Source organism: Mycobacterium sp. (assembly GCF_035633495.1).
Classification (GTDB): domain Bacteria; phylum Actinomycetota; class Actinomycetes; order Mycobacteriales; family Mycobacteriaceae; genus Mycobacterium.
On sequence record NZ_DASQEU010000184.1, the window covers coordinates 1 to 16,316 of the forward strand.

The window sequence follows — 16,316 nt, forward strand, 5'->3', positions numbered from 1 at the left end:
GACTTCACCAACCGCAACACCACCTTCATGACCTGGAATCTCATGCATCTGGCTCGGATGCTCCGGGCGGGCGGCGGCGTGCCGGCGTACGGGAACATCCGTTCCGGATGGGATGCGGGGTGTCGTTACGATTTCGCAAACCCCGAGTACCGCTGAGGAGCTAATATCTTGTTCCGATGACCGGGACGGTGGAAGACGAATCGGCCCTCATCGCCGCAGTGCGCTGCGGCGATGAGACGGTGTTCGCCCACCTCGTCGACTCCTACACTCCATCGCTGTTGCGGGTAGCTCGGGGCTACGTGCCAAGCCATGAGATCGCCGAAGAGGTGGTCCAGGAGACATGGATCGCGCTGGTGAAGGGGATCGGAAGATTCGAGGGCCGATCCTCCTTGCGGACTTGGCTTTTCGCGATCATGATCAACATCGCCAAGGCGCGCGGCGTGCGGGAGCGCCGCGCCGCCGACGCCGCCATCGCCGCATTCACCGGTGGAACCTTCGACCCGGCACGGTTCCGGGCCGCCGGTGAACCGTGGTCTGGGCACTGGAAGGACGTCGAAGCGCCCTCGCCCTTCCCGGACACACCGGAGGGGTCCGTACTGGGTGACGAACTGGTGGCGGTCGCCCGCCGTGAACTCGACAAGCTGCCGGAACGGCAACGGGTGGTCGTCACGCTACGGGACATGCTCGGATTCGACTCGGGTGAGGTATGCGAACTGATGGACATCAGCGTGGCCAATCAGCGGGTGCTGCTGCACCGCGGCCGGGCCGCGATTCGCCAAGTACTCGAGGGGTACTTGCGGGGGGCGCAGGTATGAGCACCCGACCGATGGACTGCAAGGAGCTGGTCGAACTCGTTACTGCCTATCTCGACGGCGGACTCGACCCCGACACGCGGGCTCGGTTCGATGCCCACCTCACCGAATGCGACGACTGTAGTAACTGTCTGCAGCAGTTTCGCGTCACCGTGGCCACCGTCGGCAAGATCGGCAGCGAGCAACTCGATGCCGACTTCCGCAACCGTCTGCTCCTCGCCTTCCGCGACTTCACCTCACCCTGAGTTGGGCGACGGCGCGATGACGCCGATCGCACAGAATGTCGTCGCGCCGGGCGAACTGGCGCAGAAGTCCCGCCCGCCAGCAGATCCGATGTAACGCCAAGTGCGTTCCGCCACACCAATCCCTGAATGGACACACAGTCTGGACGTCGAAGGGCGGCCAGCAGGACAGATGGAGATATTGAACATGAGGTTATACAGGGTGATTCGGCGCACCAGGCGGACGAGCCTGCTGGCTGGCGTCGCAGTATCGTTGGGGATACTCACCGCGTGCTCGGCGGGAACCACGGAACCGGCCGGGCCCACGAACGCCGTGGCCATGCCACAGACGGCGACCTACATCGCCGACATGCCCGGCACGTCGGGTACGACGATGACGATGGCCATCACCGTCGAGGACGACAAGGTCATCGCATACGCCACCAATGGCACGAACGACGAGGCGTACTTCGTCGGCACCCAGACCGCCGGTCAGATGGACCTGGCGTCGATGTATGGCGACAACCTCACTGCATCCTTCGACGGGTCGAAGGTCAACGGCGAGATCACGATGAACGACGGTGAGTCCGCGCCGGTGAGCTTCGCCGCGTCATCGGTCGCGGCTCCGGCCGGGCTCTACACCGCCACCCAGGGCAATGCCCGCGCCTCGTTCGTGGTGCGGCCCGATCGCACCATGGTCGGTGTCATGAACAACAGCGCGCCTGGAGACCACAAGGTGACCGACGCGATCGCTGCCCAGGATCAAGCGTTCAAGGACGGCGTCCGCCAGATGCGTCTCGACCAGCAGATGCAGCAAGCTCCGCAGATGACCTACGGCACCTGGTCGATGACCATGAACGGCACCAAGGTCACCGCCGTGCGGGTTACGGGTGGTATGGCCATCTGACCGTGACGGCCGGCCCCGTATGGGTGGTAGCTCATCTCGTACGGGGTACGGGCCGTTCGGGACTCCTCGGATGGCCTGTGATCGAACGGATCTCATACCGTTCGATTTGGGCTCGTCACGCTCTCGTACCGAGAAGAAGGCCCGAGGCCACCGCGTCGCCATTGCGACGGGCAAAGCTTCCGGGTGCACTTCTGGCTCGGAAACGCGTACGCGGAACAGATCTCGGCCGCCACCGACCGCACCGTCGACGCGACCGCCGCCGAGACCGGGGCATCGGTTCAGAACATTCAGCAACTCGTCAGCGGGACGTACCAGGTGGCGGTCTCGCTGGCCAAACGCCTTGCATTTCTCCGTGCGGCCTGCCTCGCCGCAGGCCGGGAACCGACTGACTTGTCCCTGGCGGTGGCGCTGCGCGATCCGCACGTCGACGACCTTGTCGGGGCTCGCCGAGTTGGGCGTCGACGAACTCGTGATCTTCGCGGGTCCGGCGGAACGAACCGCCGACTCATCGGAATGGCTAGCGCGGCTGGCCGCTCGCTGGATGCCGATGCTTGGTTGAGTCACAACGACCGGGTCGGCCGCGCTGGCACCTACAGCCCGAACCGCCCCAACACCTGACGCACCACGCCCTCTGACTCGCCGGTCGGTGGCTGTCGGTCGGCGTAGGGCCATGGACGGTTGCGCTCCGGCACCGATGTCGCCCGCGCCTGCTTGAGTTGCATCCGCAGGTGCGCTCGAAGGTCGTGCAGCGCGGGGTCGGTCCACCGGTTGTCGGCCTCGATGGGGTCGGCGGTCAGGTCGTACAGCTCCCACTGGTCGTCCAACGGATCGGTGCGGTAGGCCTCGCCGCCGATCCCATTGGCGGCCAGTTGGCGCACGCCGGGTTCGGTCCAGGTCGACGGATCGTCGAAGGTACGCACCAGCTTCCACAGATTTCCCGCGCCGAGCGCAGCCTCTGCGTCGCTGACGCGGACCACCAGGCCCTCGAAGTTCGAGGCGACGTGCGCAGGAATACTGATACGAAGCGGCACAGGCGGATTCACCGTCAGGCCCATCCCCCTGGCTGCCGCCGATGCGCCGGTGTCACCTTCGAGGACGTTGTCCCGCGTCATCAGGTAGATCGCTCGGTGGTCGTCGGCCGGTGCCCCGTCCACCACCGGCATCAGGTCGCGGCCCGGTAGCGGGTGAACTTCCGAGAACGACTCGGAGAGTGTGTCGGCGACGACTTCGACGTCGACACCGGCGGCGCCGAGCAGTGTCGGCACCAGGTCGACGTGTGACGTCGGTGCGGACACCACGCGTGCCCGGGTCGCAGCTTCACCGATGCGAGCGATGACGAACGGCACCCGGGTCGCCTCGTCGTACAGGTTGAACCACTTCTGATGCAGTCCGCCATGCGCGCCGAGCAGATCGCCGTGATCCGACGTGCGCACCAGAACGGCGTTCTCGGATCCGCCCTCGGTGACCGCGCGACGGACGCGGTCGAGCGGTCCGTCCACTTCGGCGTGCAGACGGTAGTAGAGGTCGCGGTACTTCTGCGCATTTCGCTTGTAGCTGCGGGCGATCGCGGGCGCCGGGCCGTATCCGGAGTAGTACGCCTCACGGAAGGCGATCTGCGCGGCGGGTTTGGTGCGCAGGTCCTCCTCGGCGGTCGGCGGGGCGGGCACGTGCGGTGGATCCATCGAGGTGTAGGGCGTCAGCGGGTTGCGTCGTACCCACGCCGGGAACAGCACGATGTCGTGCGGGTTGACGAAGCTGGCCACGAGGAGGAACGGCCGCAGCGCCTCCTCGTCGCCGGCGCGACGGCGCTCATACCGGTCGTTCAGCCATGCGACGATTCGGTCGGCGAACAGCGGGTCACGTCGAAAACCGCTGTTGGACATGGACGCACCGTGCGGTTCGGGTCCCACCCAGCCGGAGAAGCCGTACGGCCCGAGGGGGTCGGCGTCGAGATAACGCCGAACGGCGGCTTGGTCGACGACGCCCTCGTCGTCGTTGGTGGCCAACGGGTCACCCGTCTCCGGGTCCTCCAGGTCGGCGTGCGAGATGTGCCACTTGCCGTCGTAGTGCGTGTCGTAGCCCGCGGCGCGGAACCAGTTGCCGAGCGTCGGCACCTCCCCGGCGCGCAGCCACCGCAGCCGGGAATCGTCGTACCGCTTACCGATGCCGTCCGTTTGAGTGACGCCGTGCAGATCGGGATACTGACCGGTGAAGATCGTCGGGCGACTCGGCACGCACGCCAGCGACCCCGTGTAGTGCCGCGCGAAACTCACGCCGTGCTCTTCGAACCAGCGGCGGCCGCCGAGGGCGCGTCGTCGCCAGGCCAGCACGTCGGCCGACTCGTAGGGCGGCACGGCGCGTTCCTCGTCGGTCATCAGGATGACGACGTCGGGCCGGTCAGGCATGGAGGTTCTCCGTTCGTCGTGTCAAACCGGTGAGCATCGAGTCGGACTCCTTGGCCATGCCGCGGCAGACGACCCATTCAGCCGCCCGGGCGACCGGACCCGTGCCGATCTCGACCCTGCTGGTCAGCGTCACCTCGGTGGCATCACCGGTCGACCGCAACGTCCAGCGGTTGACGACGCTGCGCAACCTGCCGGGCAGGCCCTCGACGTCGTAGGCCAGGGCCGTGCGCGGGGTGAACTCGGTGATGCGCTCCACCAGCACGTTGCGGCCAATCTGCACACGGCGCGTGGTTCCCACCGCCCCACCGTGCGGACCCTGATTGAGGATGCACGAATGATCGACGTTGTCCGCCCACGAACTCAGGGAACCGAAGTCGGCGAGTACGTCCCAGATGGCCTGCGGCGGGGCGGTTATCGTTCGGCTGCGGCTGATGTCTGCCACACCGCCATCAAACACCATCGCAGGCGTAGATGTGGCGCGACTTCGAGACTCGTGACCGCTAGATCATGTCGTTTCTGGTCAGCCAGCGCATCACCGGCCAGCCGACGAACACCGGCAGCCAGCAGGTGAGCACGCGGTACAACAACACCGACGGGACCGCGACGGCAGCGGGCACTCCGAACGCCGCAAGGCCACCGATCAGCGCTGCCTCGACCGCGCCTACACCGCCGGGAGTCGGGGCGGCCGAGGCGAGAGTTCCGCCGATCATCGTGACGACGGTGACGGTCACGAAGGTAGTGCCGCCGCCGAAGGCCTCGACGCTGGCCCACAACGCCAACGCTGCGCCCAGAGTGGTTGCGGCACAGCCGGCCACGATCAGGGCCAGCCGCTTCGGCTCGCGCGCCAGTTCGACCAGTTCACCACCCAACTCCTTGAGGCGAGGCCGCAACTCGGTGCCGAGCCAGCGCCGAAGCGTCGGCACGAGCGTAAAGGTGCCGACGAGCCCGAGGGCCACGCCACCGATCAGATAGAGCACCGTCGTCTTCGGCACGAAGTGCGACAGATTGGCCGACGTCCCGGCGATCACGCTGAAGGAGATCAGCAGTCCGACATGGGTGATCACCTGTACCGACTGCTGCATGGCGACCGCGGCCGTCGCTCGGAGCGCCCCGAGACCCCCCTTCTGCAGGAATCGCGTGCTCAGCGCCAGACCGCCGACACCGGCCGGCGTAGTGGTGGCCGCGAACGTGTTGGCCACCTGCATGATCGCCAGGTGGCGGAAGCTCACGAGCCCCGAAGCGCAGGCCCACAGTGCCGTTGCGGCACCTAGATACGTCAACGCCGACACGGCCAATCCGAGAAGCGCCCACCACCAGTTCGCCGTCCGCAACTCCGAGAAGAAGGCAGGCACCGTGCTGATGAAGGGGTAGGCGACGTACACCAGGGCGACGAGCAGCACCAGTTGGATCACCTGGGTTCTGGTGAAGCGGGTGATCGTCTCGGCCTTGATCTGATCCGCCCCGGTCTGGTGCATCACCTCGTCGCGGGCCGCCGTCATGACGGTGCCCGGATCGACGACCGAGGCGCGGATGTGTCTCGGGAGAGCAGCTTTCGTCAGGCGGCGGGAGGCGATGAGGACGGTGCCCTCACCGAATTCCTCGATGGCGGCACGAACTGCGGATTCGGCACCGAAAATCGCCGTCGTCGACATCAGCAACGCGGCGATGTCTGCCTGCAGGAGAACGTCGGTCGCGCCGTACTCGGCACTGCCGAAGCCGCCGAAGAGTGCCTCGCCGTCGTCGACGGTGATCTCCTTTCCCCGCAGGTCACCGTGGGAGATCTGGTGCCGATGCAGGACGCCGAGCGCCTTCCAGACCGGACCGACGAGGGACTCGTCGGCGGACGACTCGTCGAGCGGCACACCCCGCACCGGGGTGTGGGCATACAGCGTCCAGCCCCGGTCGAGCGCGGCCAGCGCGACTGTCGTACTGTTCGCCACCCCCAGATCTCCGATGGCGATGGCCATCAGCCCGCGGTGCTCGACGGCGCGACGCATCGAAGCGTGCAACGGCGCGGTTTCGCTGTTGCGCAACCGCACTCGCCGCCAGACCTGGCTCATGATTCCACCGCTGCGCTGATTCGGGCCGTACATCTCGACGATCGCCCGCTGCGGCTCGCCGACCTCGGAACCGTCGGGGTCCTCCCCGCCCTCCGATGCCGCCCACAACACCAGCGGTCCCGATCCGGCAGGCCGCACCACCGTCATCCCGGTCACGGCGAAGCCGCGACGGAGCAACGCCCGCACCGCGCCGTCCAGCGGGACCTCCAGCGCCGGTGTCCCGACGACGAGCACCGTCAACGCGCCCACGAACCAGCCGACCGCGAGTCCGAGCAGCGATCGCGCGGGAACGACGGCGCTGACGACGAGGTGGATCGGCACGAAGGCGAGCAGCAGTGCCCACCACCACCGGCGCCAGCGCGCCTCCAACCACGGTCCCGACACCGTGAGCATCGCGGCGAGCATCGCGATCCACCGTGGATCGTCCAGGAACTGTGAGAGAAGGGTCCGCAGCCGGTCGTTCAGATCGAAGTGCCAGCGCGGCGCCGCGAAGCCGCTGGAGTTGATCGATAGCGCGAGGATGGCGATCAGACCTGCCGCGGCGTAGGCGCCGAGGAGCCGCCACTGGCGGGCGGTGATCAGCCCGATGAGGATTGCGAACGGAAGAGCCAGGATTGCGACGCCGTAGGCCAGATACACCAGGTTGGACTGGGTCGGGGTCAGGACGCCCACGATCCCCGAGATCGACCGTTCGAGGGCGACCCAGTCCCTGCGCGTGATCAGCGAGCTGGTGATGACGAAGGCCAGGAACGCGGTCGCCAGGGCCAGTCGGAAGATGTCGTTGGTGCGCCGGACGAGCGGCTGAAGCAAATCTCCGGTAACGGAGACTTCCCGCCCGTCAACTCGCATGTCTGAGGATCTCTCGGATCGGTGCCGGCACCGCGTGGGTCAGCGGCGTGCGGCCAACCTATCCCAGCCCTTGGCCCGCACCCGCGATTGTCCACCCGCCCGTATGGATGTCGTCAAGGTGCGGCCCCGGCGCGTAAGAATCGCGTTGACGCCGATTCCCGGGGCCGGCGAAGGCAGTAGACAAGCAGATGTGAGCAATCTGGTGCAGGTCCTTTCGATGATGGCCGTCCCGGCGACGGTGCTGCTGACGTGTCGCTACCTGAACGTCCGCGGCGCGACACGGGATGACGTCAACCGTTGACCGGAGCTAGGTGTGGGTGCCACCGTCGACCCGCACCTCGGTGCCCGTGACCCAGTAGGCGTCGGAGGAGTCGAGCATCGCCACGACGCTGGCCACCGCGTCGGGTTTGGCGAACATCGCACCGTCGTCGAGTGGCAGCACGGCCATGATCTTGCCGAGCAACGAGAAGTCCATGTCGTCGGGCAGTCCCGGTCCGACACTTTGCTTCGACTCGCCGACGCCGTCGGTCATCCCGGAGGAGATCGATCCCGGCTGCACGCAGTTGAACCGGATGCGCTCCTTGCTGAACTCCAGCGCCAGGGCGTGCGTCATCGCCTGGATGCCGCCCTTGGATGCTGCGTACGCCGACATGTACGGGTGGGCGAAGCTCGCCGAGGTGGAGCTGAAGTTGACGACTGCGGCCGTATTGCCTTGTCGCAGAGCCGGAATCACTTCGCGGGTGACGAGGAACGTCCCGATGAGGTTCACCCGCACGATCTTCTCGAAGTCGGCCAGCGTGGTGTCGGCGAAGTGCGACGACCGAAGGATGCCCGCGGCGTTGACCAACGTGTCCAGCCCGCCCATCGTGTCGACCGCTTCTGCCACCCCGGCCTGGACGGACGCTTCGTCACCGACGTCCATCCGCACCGTCGACAACCGGTTACCGTACGCGTCGGCCTTGGCGACGGTGTCCTTCAACCCGGATTCGCTGACGTCGGCCGCAACGACCCGGCCACCCTCGTCGAGGATGCGCAGGACGGTGGCCTGCCCGATGCCGGAGCCGCCGCCGGTGATGAGGACGCGACGGTCGGCGTAGCGCGGAAGTGAGGAAGACATGGGCCGAATGACGCCCCTCGAGTGCCTCGGTGTCAGCCGGTCTCGTGATCAGAGTGGGGCCGAGCGTCCAGCCATGTGAAGAGCAGCGAGATGGCTGAACAACATGGCGGCTCCGATCGGATTACCGCCGCCGGGGTAGACGGTGCCGCTGACGGCGGCCATCGTGTTCCCGGCGGCATACAGCCCGGGTATCGGTCGCCCCTCGGCGTCGAGCACGCGGGCGTCGGTGTCGGTGAGCAGCCCGCCCTTGGTGCCGAGGTCGGACAGCCCGAACGCGGCGGCATGGTAGGGCGGCTGATCGATGGGCACCAAGGGCGATGCGCCGCCGGTGAAGGTGCGATCGTAGGCCTCGTCGCCACGGCCGAAGTCTCGGTCGACGCCGTCGGCCACCAACTCGTTGAATCGCGACACCGTGGAGATGAGGTGGGCGGGCGGCACCCCGATGATCGCTGCGAGGTCGTCCAAGGTGTCGGCGGTGTGCCACAGCCCGGCGTCGCGGTAGCGCTCGGTCGCGACCAGCGACACGCTCGTCGACTTCACCGGCGGGATCTCGCCCGCTCTGTCGTCGTAGATCATCCAGAATGGCAGTTCCATTGCGCCGGAGTCGATCTGGCTGATGACCGTGCGACCCAATCTGTCGTAAGGGCCGGATTCGTTGACGAAGCGCCGTCCGTCGGAGTTGACGAAGATGCCGCCTGTGAACCACAGGGAGAACGTCGACCGGCCATCGGGGTGCGTCAATCCCGGCGACCACCACGCCTGGTCCATCAGGTCGGTGGCGGCGCCGACGCGGATGGCGGCTCGGTGTGCCGCGCCGTCGTTGCCCGGCGCGCCCATGGTGTCCTCGACCCGGCCGGGGACGCCGAACGACTGCCGCATCCGCGCGTTCTGCTCGAAACCGCCTGCGGCGAGCAGCGCCCCGCGGCGGGCGCCGATCCGCACCTGCTCGCCATCGCGCCGAACGACCACTCCGGTGACGGCGCCGTCGTCGACGACGAGATCGGTCAGGGGGGAGTCGAGGTGGATCCCCGCGTCTGGGAAGCGGCGAAGCGCGGCCAGAAAGCGACCGATCAGGGCGCGCCCACCGGTGAGCAGTTCCGGTGCGGGCACGCCGAGGCGCTCGTTGTCGAGCGGTCCGCGGACCCGGTCGGCGTATGGCCCGAGTGCGTCCGCGTGCAGCGCCCTGGACACGATGTGGCGCATCCCGTCCAGGCGGGCGCCGGGTGCGCTACCGAAGTAGTCGGGCCACGGCAACACCTTGAACGCGAAGGCGTCGTCCTCCTCGAGATACTCGATCAGTCGCGCGCCACCGCGGACGTACGCGTCCTGCAGCTCACGTGGCGTGCGGTCGCCGACCACGGCGTGGAAGTAGGTCAGGGCTTCCTCGATGGTGTCGTCGACGCCAGCGCGGCGCAGCACCGGATTGCACGGGAACCACATCCCACCGCCCCCGGAGAACGCCGTCGTGCCCCCGAACTTGTCTCCTCCCTCGACCAAGGCCACGGACAGGCCCTCGCGTGCCGCGGTGTAGGCGCCGGTGACTCCACCACCGGAGCCGACGACGACGACGTCGACGGTCTCGTCCCAGTTGGCTGATGCGTGAGTGGCCACGGCGAATCCCTAACTCCGGAGAGTGAATCCGGCATCCAGCGGCCACGAGGTGCCGGTGATGAACGCCGCTTCGTCGGAGACGAGCCAGGCCACCGCGGCGGCGATCTGCGCGGGCTGCAGCAGTGCGATCGGAAGGGCGTTCAGCTGGCTGGCGAGCCACGGATCACCGGCCGCGGACAGCCTCATCGTGGTCTCGTTGAGGATCATGTCGGTCGCCACGCCGCTGGGGTGGATCGTGTTCACCCGGATCGAGTGTTCGGCGAGTTGGTCCGCCCAGACCTGCATGAGGGCCACCAGTCCCCGTTTGGATGCGGCGTAGCCTTGAACGCCTGCCCGCTCGGTGCCGGAGGCCCTGATGCCCTGGGTGGAACTGGCCAGCACGATGGATCCGCCGCGTCCGCCGGCGATCAGGGCGGGAATGGCCGCATCCACGGTGTTCCAGGCGCCGATCAGGTTGACCTCGACGACGTCGCGGAACGTCTGCCGCCGCTGGTCGGTGTCGCTGACCCTGATGATGCCCGCGTTGGCGATGACGACGTCGAGGCGGCCGAACTCCTCGACACCCTCCGCGACGGCAGCGTCGACCGCGTCGGGATCGCGTACGTCGGCCTGCCCGGCAAGGATTCGACGGCCCTGGCCCTCAACGAGTTTCACCGTTTCGGCCAGGTCCGCGGGGGTCGAGCCCGGGTAGTCCGTGGAGTCGAACTCGGCGCAGACGTCGATCGCGATGATGTCGGCGCCCTCGCTGGCGAGCTTGACGGCGTGCGCCCGGCCCATTCCGCGTGCGGCACCGGTGATGAAGGCGACCTTGCCGGTCATGGTTCCCATGGTCAGTCCTTCGGAAAGTCGACGTCCTTGGTGACCGCTTCCCATTCGTCGATCGACGCGGAGAAGGCGGTGAGCTTGTCGCGTACCGCCTTGAGGACGTCGCGGCCGAGTAGAAGGCGCAACGGCGGCTCGTCGAGAGTGGTCACCATCAGCACGGCCTCGGCCACCTTGCGCGGGTCCCCGGGCAGGTGGTTGGCGAACTCCTTGATCATCGTCTTGCGGGCGCCGACGTTCTCGGCGTAATCGCCTATCGGCGTGGACGACTCCCACATCGATCGCGCCGCCCAATCGGTGCGGAACGCCCCGGGTTCGATCGCCGTCACCTTGATGCCGAACGGCTCGACCTCCTGCGCCAGGGCTTCGGTCAGCGCCTCGAGCGCGAACTTCGTCGAGGAGTAGTACGCATTGGGCGGGTTGGCCACCAGGCCGGTCATCGACGAGATGTTCACGATGTGCCCGGACTGGCGGGCACGCATGGCGGGCAGCACGGCCTTGATGGTGTCGACCACGCCGAAGTAGTTGGTGTCGAAGAGCTTTCGGACCTGCTCGTCCTCGCCTTCCTCGATCGCGGACAAGTAACCGTTGCCCGCGTTGTTGACCAGGACGTCGATGCCGCCGAATGCCTGGTCGGCGGCGCGAACCGCCGCGGCGATCTGGTCCTTGTCGGTGACGTCGAGGGCCACGATCACCGCGCGGTCGCCGAAGTCGTCGGCGAAGTCGGCCACGGTCTCGGTGCGTCGTGCGGTCACCACCACGGAGTGGCCCGCTTCCAATGCGGCACTGGCGATCTCGCGACCGATACCGGTGGAGCACCCGGTGACCAACCAGCGAGCCATGTCAGAGTGTCCCTTCGGGCAGGCGGCGCAGATATGCCGCGTGGCGGTCGGCGAGCTCGGTCGCCCGCTCTCGTTCGGACACTCGGCGCAACGTCGGAACGTCTGACTCGAGGTCGTCGAGCTTCACCACGCGACCGCGGGCACCGAGGTCCTCCTTCGGCCCGTCGCCACCGAATTCGGCCATCCGCAGCGTCAGGATGCCTTCGTTGAGGCCGTCGGAGTCGATCCAGTTGGCAACGCCGGGATCGGTGGGGGCGATGACGTAGGTGAAGGTGCCGTCCTCGTTGGGTACCGACTGCGCCTTGTTGAGGCTGCCGGTGCGATCGACGATGTTCAGCGTGGTGCCCCAGATGTTGCTCAGCGGTACGGTGAAATACTCGGCGCCGCCGTCGCTGACGTCGACGACGAAGGACTCGTCGGGGTTCAGGTCGAATCGGCCCATCACGTACACCTGGTTGCGCATCGCACCGACCTTGTCGGCCGACCAGGCGAGGTTGAAGTCGTTGGGTGCCATCTTGTAGACGCCGTGGCTGAGCTTTCCCGTGAAGTTGGCGAAGTGGGCCATCATCGCCGCGGTGGCGTCGGCCTGTTCGTCGAGCGTTCTCGCCGCAGTGGTGGGCTCGCCGCCAAGGCGTTGCACCGTAAGGTGATTCGCGTCGTCGCGGTCCCAGTTCAGCAGCACGTCCCGGATGTAGAACTCGCGCGCCGCCGGCGTGGACTGCACGTGGTTGGGCCGCCCGCTCGCCGGATCGGCGTCGACGGTGATGGTGAACGATCCATCGGACTCGACCTCCATGGTGCGGCCGTTGAGCACCGCGACGGTGCCCATGTCGGCATCCCACAGCGTGAAGTAGTTTCTCGGTCATGCGGTGCTCGCCGACGCGGCCGTGGATCTCGTAGCGCTCGTCACCGGAGATCGGGATCACGCGGTAGACGCTGTCGGGGTTGTCTATGCCCCAACGTGATCCGGGGATCTGGCGGTTCGCCACCGGGTGACCCAACCGGGTGATGCAGCTGACCTTCGGCCGCAGCTCGTCCTGATTGGACGACCACACCGCGGCGGAGAACATCACCTCGGTGAAGGCGTCGTCGAAGCACGCACGCATCGCATCGGAGGCCTTCGCCCGCCCCAGCCACGTCTCGGCGACGCTGTGGTAAGCCGCCTTGACGGTCGGGTGAGCCGTGAGTTCGAGTGCCGCCAGCTCCTGCTCGTGCTGCGACGCCGTCGCCACCGGATCACCTTCGAAGTCAGACATGGTTCCATCCTCGGGATCCGGCGCCCGCACGGAACCGGGAGTCGTAGGTGGCGAAGCGCTCGTCGATCTGGGTGTCGCTGAGCCCGAAGTCGGTTGCGGCGTAGGACGGGCGGGCCGCCTCCTTCGGACGCTCGACGAGCCAGCGCCGCATCGCCGACTCCGCCCCGGCGCTCAGTGGCACGCCGATCGCGTCATACACACGGACACCTGACCGATCGGATCGGCGACCGCGTCGGCGAACTCCACGTCCGTGCAGAGCGCGGAGTCGTCGGCCCACCCGTCACGGGTGGCCATCGCGCGGTCGTTCGTCCAACCCATCCGTTGCAGCCACTCGGCGCCAACGCGGTCCCGGTCCACCCGATCTGCGTGCATCGCGTGCAGGGTGGCGTTGAGGCTGGCGCCGGACGGAATCGTCTCTCGCGGATCGCGGTGCATGTGTACGACGTGGGCGCCCGACTCGGGTACGTGCGACAGGAAGGCGTCGGTGAGGAAGACGATCTCCTCTTCGGGCTCGCGGGCGTACATGGGGTGAATGGCGAACAGTTCGGGCGCCAGCTCGCGCGTCGTGGCCTTGCGCTGCTCGCTGACGACGATGCGCGGGTCCTCTTCCTGCGACCACCGGTGGTCCAGCTTCGGCGCGACCTCGACCACCTCCCAGCCGTACGCACAGTGGAATTCGCAGTCCGCGGCCAGGAGTCGCTGCAGGAGGGTGGTGCCGCTGCGCATCATGCCGACGACCACGATGGGCGCGACGATCGTCTCCTCCAGAATTTCGGGACGTCGCCGGATCCACTCCTGGGCGCGCAGGCGCATCCTCAGACTGTGCACGAGACCCGATCGCAGAATGTGCATGCCGACGTAGTTGAGGTCGGCGGCGGCGTAGTCGTCTGTCAGGACGGCGAGCGCTTCCTCGAACGGCAGGGGACCCCAGTCGCCCAGCCCCTCCTTCTGCTGCGCGCTGGCCGCGAGGTGAGCCGGGTCGAACGGGTGCGCCACGGGGTCAGAACTTCAGGTGGTGGCTGGTGTCGCCGATCTGATCGACGTACATGGTCCTGGTGTCGAACCACCACGAACCGTCGACGCGGTGAAAGGTGTCGCGGTAGTGGCCCGTCACGATGATCTGCAACGGCAGGTCGGGCGTGGCCTGGGTGACGCAGTAGTAGGCGCTCGAGTGCGCGGTGCCTGCCGCGTCGTCGACGTGGACCTGCACGTTGCTGGTCAGGTGCTTGGTCTTGGGTGTGCCGTCGTCGTAGAGGCGGGTCGCCATCTCGTACATCTGACGAGCCCCGGTGACACCGGTGAAGACCGTCTCCGGCGGGCCGTCCTCGACGCCGCAGATCCGGCCGTGCGCGAACAGTGCGGCCACCCCGTCCAGGTCGCCTGCGTCGAGCCGCTCGGCGTACGTGTACAGCAGGTTCTCGATCTGCCGGGCACTGTCCGTCATGTCGGCAGCTGGCTCCTCATCGAACCGAAGTTGGCAGAGCCGACCGGAATTCCGGTCTTCAACCGAAGACAACCAGCCGGGCTTGGCGATGTCAACGATCCGGTCCACGCGCACGTGGTTAATCTCAGTGCGTGACATCAACCTGGTCGCCGACCCGACTCGGCAATCTGACCGGCAAGCGCGTCATCGTGACGGGAGCCACCAACGGCGTGGGTCTGGCGACGGCGGGTGCCCTCGCCCACGCCGGCGCTCACGTCATCCTCGCGGTGCGCAACGTCGAACTGGGCGCACAGCGGGCGGCCGAGATGGGCGGCGACACGTCGGTGGTCAAGCTCGACCTCGCCGAGCAGGCGTCGGTGCGGGCGTTCCCCGACCTGTTCGACGGTGACGTGGACATCCTGATCAACAACGCCGGGGTGGTCGCGCAGAACCGCTCCGAGACGGTCGACGGTTTCGAGATGACGCTGGGCACGAACTTCCTCGGCCCATTCGCCCTGACCAATCTTCTGTTCGGTCGGGTGCGCTCGCAGATCATCAACGTCGGCTCCGATGCGCACAAGTCGGCGAAGATCGGTCTCGACGATCCGCATCTGCGCACGCGCAAGTGGTCGGCGTTCCCCGCCTACGGCCGCTCCAAGCTTGCGGTAATGCTGTGGGGCCTCGAGCTCGACCGGCGTCTGCGCGCCGCGGGTTCATCAGTCACCAGCCAGCTGACCCACCCCGGTTGGGTGGCGTCGAACCTGTCGAACGTCTCCGACAAGCGGGTGATGTCGGCGTTCCATTTGGTGGTGAAGTCGGCGGCCAACGTGTTGGCCAACGACATCGACGCGGGCGCGGCGCCGACGCTGTACTGCATCAGCGAACCCATTCCGCCAGGCAGCTACGTGGGCATCGACAGCAGGTTCGGATTGAAGGGTGGCCCGACGTTGAGTGGCCGCGCCGCTGAGGCCTGCGACTACGAGATCGCTGCTCGACTGGTCGCATTTGCCGAGAACGAGACGGACACAACGCTTCCCGTGTGAAGGGTCAGCCGCGGGCAAGTGCCCAGCGGATGCCGCCGACCAGGGTCCGGCCTGCCACGCGGACGGCGGTGGTCTCCAGTGGCGGCAGGTAGGGCAGCCGCAGCGGCAGTCGCGCCCACGCCGGCAGCATGGCCACCGAGGTGGCGGCCAGGACCGCATATGGCGGCTTGGCCAGCAGGGGCAATGGTGGAGTCAGCAGCAGGAACTTGGCTGCCTCCCGCGCCGCCGGGGTGCTGCTCATCTCGGGTCGATAGTCCGCGATCCGCTGCTTCAACTCCCGCTCGGTGAGCGGTGGGTCGAGCACCCCGAGTGCGGTGGCGACGCGGGCGGTGTCGGCGACGTAGTCGTCGCGGCCCTGCTGATCCAGTGGATTGGCTCCGTAAAGCTGATGCGCCAGAAGGAAACTGTCCGCCTCGGCGATGTGCACCCACTCGAGGAGGTGCGGGTCGGACGCCTCGTAAGGTCGTCCGTCCGCGGCGGTCCCATGTACCCGTCGATGGATCCCGCGGACCTTGTCGACGGCACGCTGGGCATCGTCGGCCGGGCCGAAGGTCGTGACGGCAAGGAAGGTGCTGGTGCGCTGCAGCCGCCCCCACGGATCGCCCTTGTAGTCGGAGTGTCCGGCGACGCCCGCCATCGCCAGCGGGTGCAACGACTGCAGAAGCAGGGCGCGCAATCCGCCGACGAACATCGACGCGTCGCCGTGCACCCGCCTGATCGGGCGGTCCTCGCCGAACCATCGTGGGCCGGGGGTTTCGTGGATGCGGGTCCGGTTGGCCGGGCCGTCGGGACCAGCGACCATGCCGAAGAGTCGCTGACCGAGGCCGTCCCGGACGGTCGTCAAACCAGGCAGTGCCACGAGTTCGACAGTACGCCCGGTGTCATGGGACTACGTTTCAGACAGTGCGACGAAAGGGTGACGGCGCCATGGCGACGATTCTCGGTGCG

16 protein-coding genes and 2 pseudogenes are annotated in these 16,316 nt (G+C 67.4%); 6 read left to right on the forward strand and 12 right to left on the reverse strand.

The annotated features are described in order from the left end of the window. The 5 genes and pseudogenes from VET27_RS26220 to VET27_RS26240 form a co-directional block, all read left to right on the forward strand. Positions 1–156: pseudogene (locus VET27_RS26220) on the forward strand (flavodoxin family protein); the annotation flags it as partial. A 20-nt stretch (positions 157–176) separates the two neighbouring features. Further along, complete coding sequence (locus VET27_RS26225; RefSeq protein WP_526522932.1) at positions 177–815, forward strand: RNA polymerase sigma factor; 639 nt, start codon at positions 177–179, stop codon at positions 813–815. After that, a complete protein-coding gene (locus tag VET27_RS26230) occupies positions 812–1,057 on the forward strand; it encodes an anti-sigma factor family protein (protein ID WP_526522934.1) in 246 nt (81 codons plus the stop codon). Before VET27_RS26225 ends, VET27_RS26230 begins: the two co-directional genes overlap by 4 nt. Before the next feature lie 316 nt (positions 1,058–1,373). After that, the gene (locus VET27_RS26235; protein WP_526522936.1) at positions 1,374–1,940 is read left to right on the forward strand and encodes a hypothetical protein; all 567 of its coding nucleotides are present in this window, start codon (positions 1,374–1,376) and stop codon (positions 1,938–1,940) included. Positions 1,941–2,123: 183 nt separating this feature from the next. Continuing rightward, entirely contained in the window at positions 2,124–2,558 is a 435-nt protein-coding gene (locus VET27_RS26240) for a hypothetical protein (RefSeq protein ID WP_526522938.1), read from the forward strand. Here the strand turns inward: VET27_RS26240 and VET27_RS26245 are convergent. The 11 genes and pseudogenes from VET27_RS26245 to VET27_RS26295 form a co-directional block, all read right to left on the reverse strand. Further along, positions 2,531–4,345, reverse strand: coding sequence for a sulfatase-like hydrolase/transferase (locus tag VET27_RS26245; RefSeq protein WP_526522940.1), 1,815 nt, complete (start codon positions 4,343–4,345; stop codon positions 2,531–2,533). The two genes, VET27_RS26240 and VET27_RS26245, sit on opposite strands and share 28 nt — an antisense overlap. Next, on the reverse strand, positions 4,338–4,805 hold the full coding sequence (locus tag VET27_RS26250) for an SRPBCC family protein (protein ID WP_526522942.1): 468 nt from the start codon (positions 4,803–4,805) through the stop codon (positions 4,338–4,340). Before VET27_RS26250 ends, VET27_RS26245 begins: the two co-directional genes overlap by 8 nt. Before the next feature lie 40 nt (positions 4,806–4,845). After that, the gene (locus tag VET27_RS26255; RefSeq protein ID WP_526522944.1) at positions 4,846–7,254 is read right to left on the reverse strand and encodes a lysylphosphatidylglycerol synthase domain-containing protein; all 2,409 of its coding nucleotides are present in this window, start codon (positions 7,252–7,254) and stop codon (positions 4,846–4,848) included. A 307-nt stretch (positions 7,255–7,561) separates the two neighbouring features. After that, positions 7,562–8,371 (reverse strand): SDR family NAD(P)-dependent oxidoreductase, encoded by an 810-nt coding sequence (locus VET27_RS26260; protein WP_526522945.1) that lies wholly within the window; start codon positions 8,369–8,371, stop codon positions 7,562–7,564. Between the two features lie 48 nt (positions 8,372–8,419). Further along, positions 8,420–9,982 (reverse strand): FAD-binding protein, encoded by a 1,563-nt coding sequence (locus VET27_RS26265; protein ID WP_526522947.1) that lies wholly within the window; start codon positions 9,980–9,982, stop codon positions 8,420–8,422. Positions 9,983–9,991: 9 nt separating this feature from the next. Then, complete coding sequence (locus VET27_RS26270) at positions 9,992–10,810, reverse strand: mycofactocin-coupled SDR family oxidoreductase (RefSeq protein ID WP_526522949.1); 819 nt, start codon at positions 10,808–10,810, stop codon at positions 9,992–9,994. A gap of 2 nt (positions 10,811–10,812) precedes the next feature. Beyond that, positions 10,813–11,646, reverse strand: coding sequence for an SDR family oxidoreductase (locus VET27_RS26275; RefSeq protein ID WP_526522951.1), 834 nt, complete (start codon positions 11,644–11,646; stop codon positions 10,813–10,815). Position 11,647: 1 nt separating this feature from the next. Next, positions 11,648–12,902: pseudogene (locus VET27_RS26280) on the reverse strand (hypothetical protein). Next, a complete protein-coding gene (locus tag VET27_RS26285; protein ID WP_526522953.1) occupies positions 12,895–13,101 on the reverse strand; it encodes a hypothetical protein in 207 nt (68 codons plus the stop codon). Before VET27_RS26285 ends, VET27_RS26280 begins: the two are co-directional and overlap by 8 nt. Continuing rightward, entirely contained in the window at positions 13,074–13,898 is an 825-nt protein-coding gene (locus tag VET27_RS26290; protein WP_526522955.1) for a sulfotransferase, read from the reverse strand. The genes VET27_RS26285 and VET27_RS26290 overlap by 28 nt, the downstream gene beginning before the upstream one ends. Before the next feature lie 4 nt (positions 13,899–13,902). Continuing rightward, positions 13,903–14,346, reverse strand: a complete 444-nt coding sequence (locus tag VET27_RS26295) for a nuclear transport factor 2 family protein (RefSeq protein WP_526522957.1) — start codon at positions 14,344–14,346, stop codon at positions 13,903–13,905. Positions 14,347–14,477: 131 nt separating this feature from the next. Between VET27_RS26295 and VET27_RS26300 the strand changes: the two genes are divergently transcribed. After that, positions 14,478–15,368: an SDR family NAD(P)-dependent oxidoreductase gene (locus VET27_RS26300; protein ID WP_526522959.1), complete on the forward strand. Its 891-nt coding sequence runs from the start codon at positions 14,478–14,480 to the stop codon at positions 15,366–15,368. A 4-nt stretch (positions 15,369–15,372) separates the two neighbouring features. Here VET27_RS26300 and VET27_RS26305 read toward each other — a convergent pair whose 3' ends face one another. Continuing rightward, the gene (locus VET27_RS26305) at positions 15,373–16,170 is read right to left on the reverse strand and encodes an oxygenase MpaB family protein (RefSeq protein WP_526522961.1); all 798 of its coding nucleotides are present in this window, start codon (positions 16,168–16,170) and stop codon (positions 15,373–15,375) included. Between the last annotated feature and the right edge of the window lie 146 nt (positions 16,171–16,316).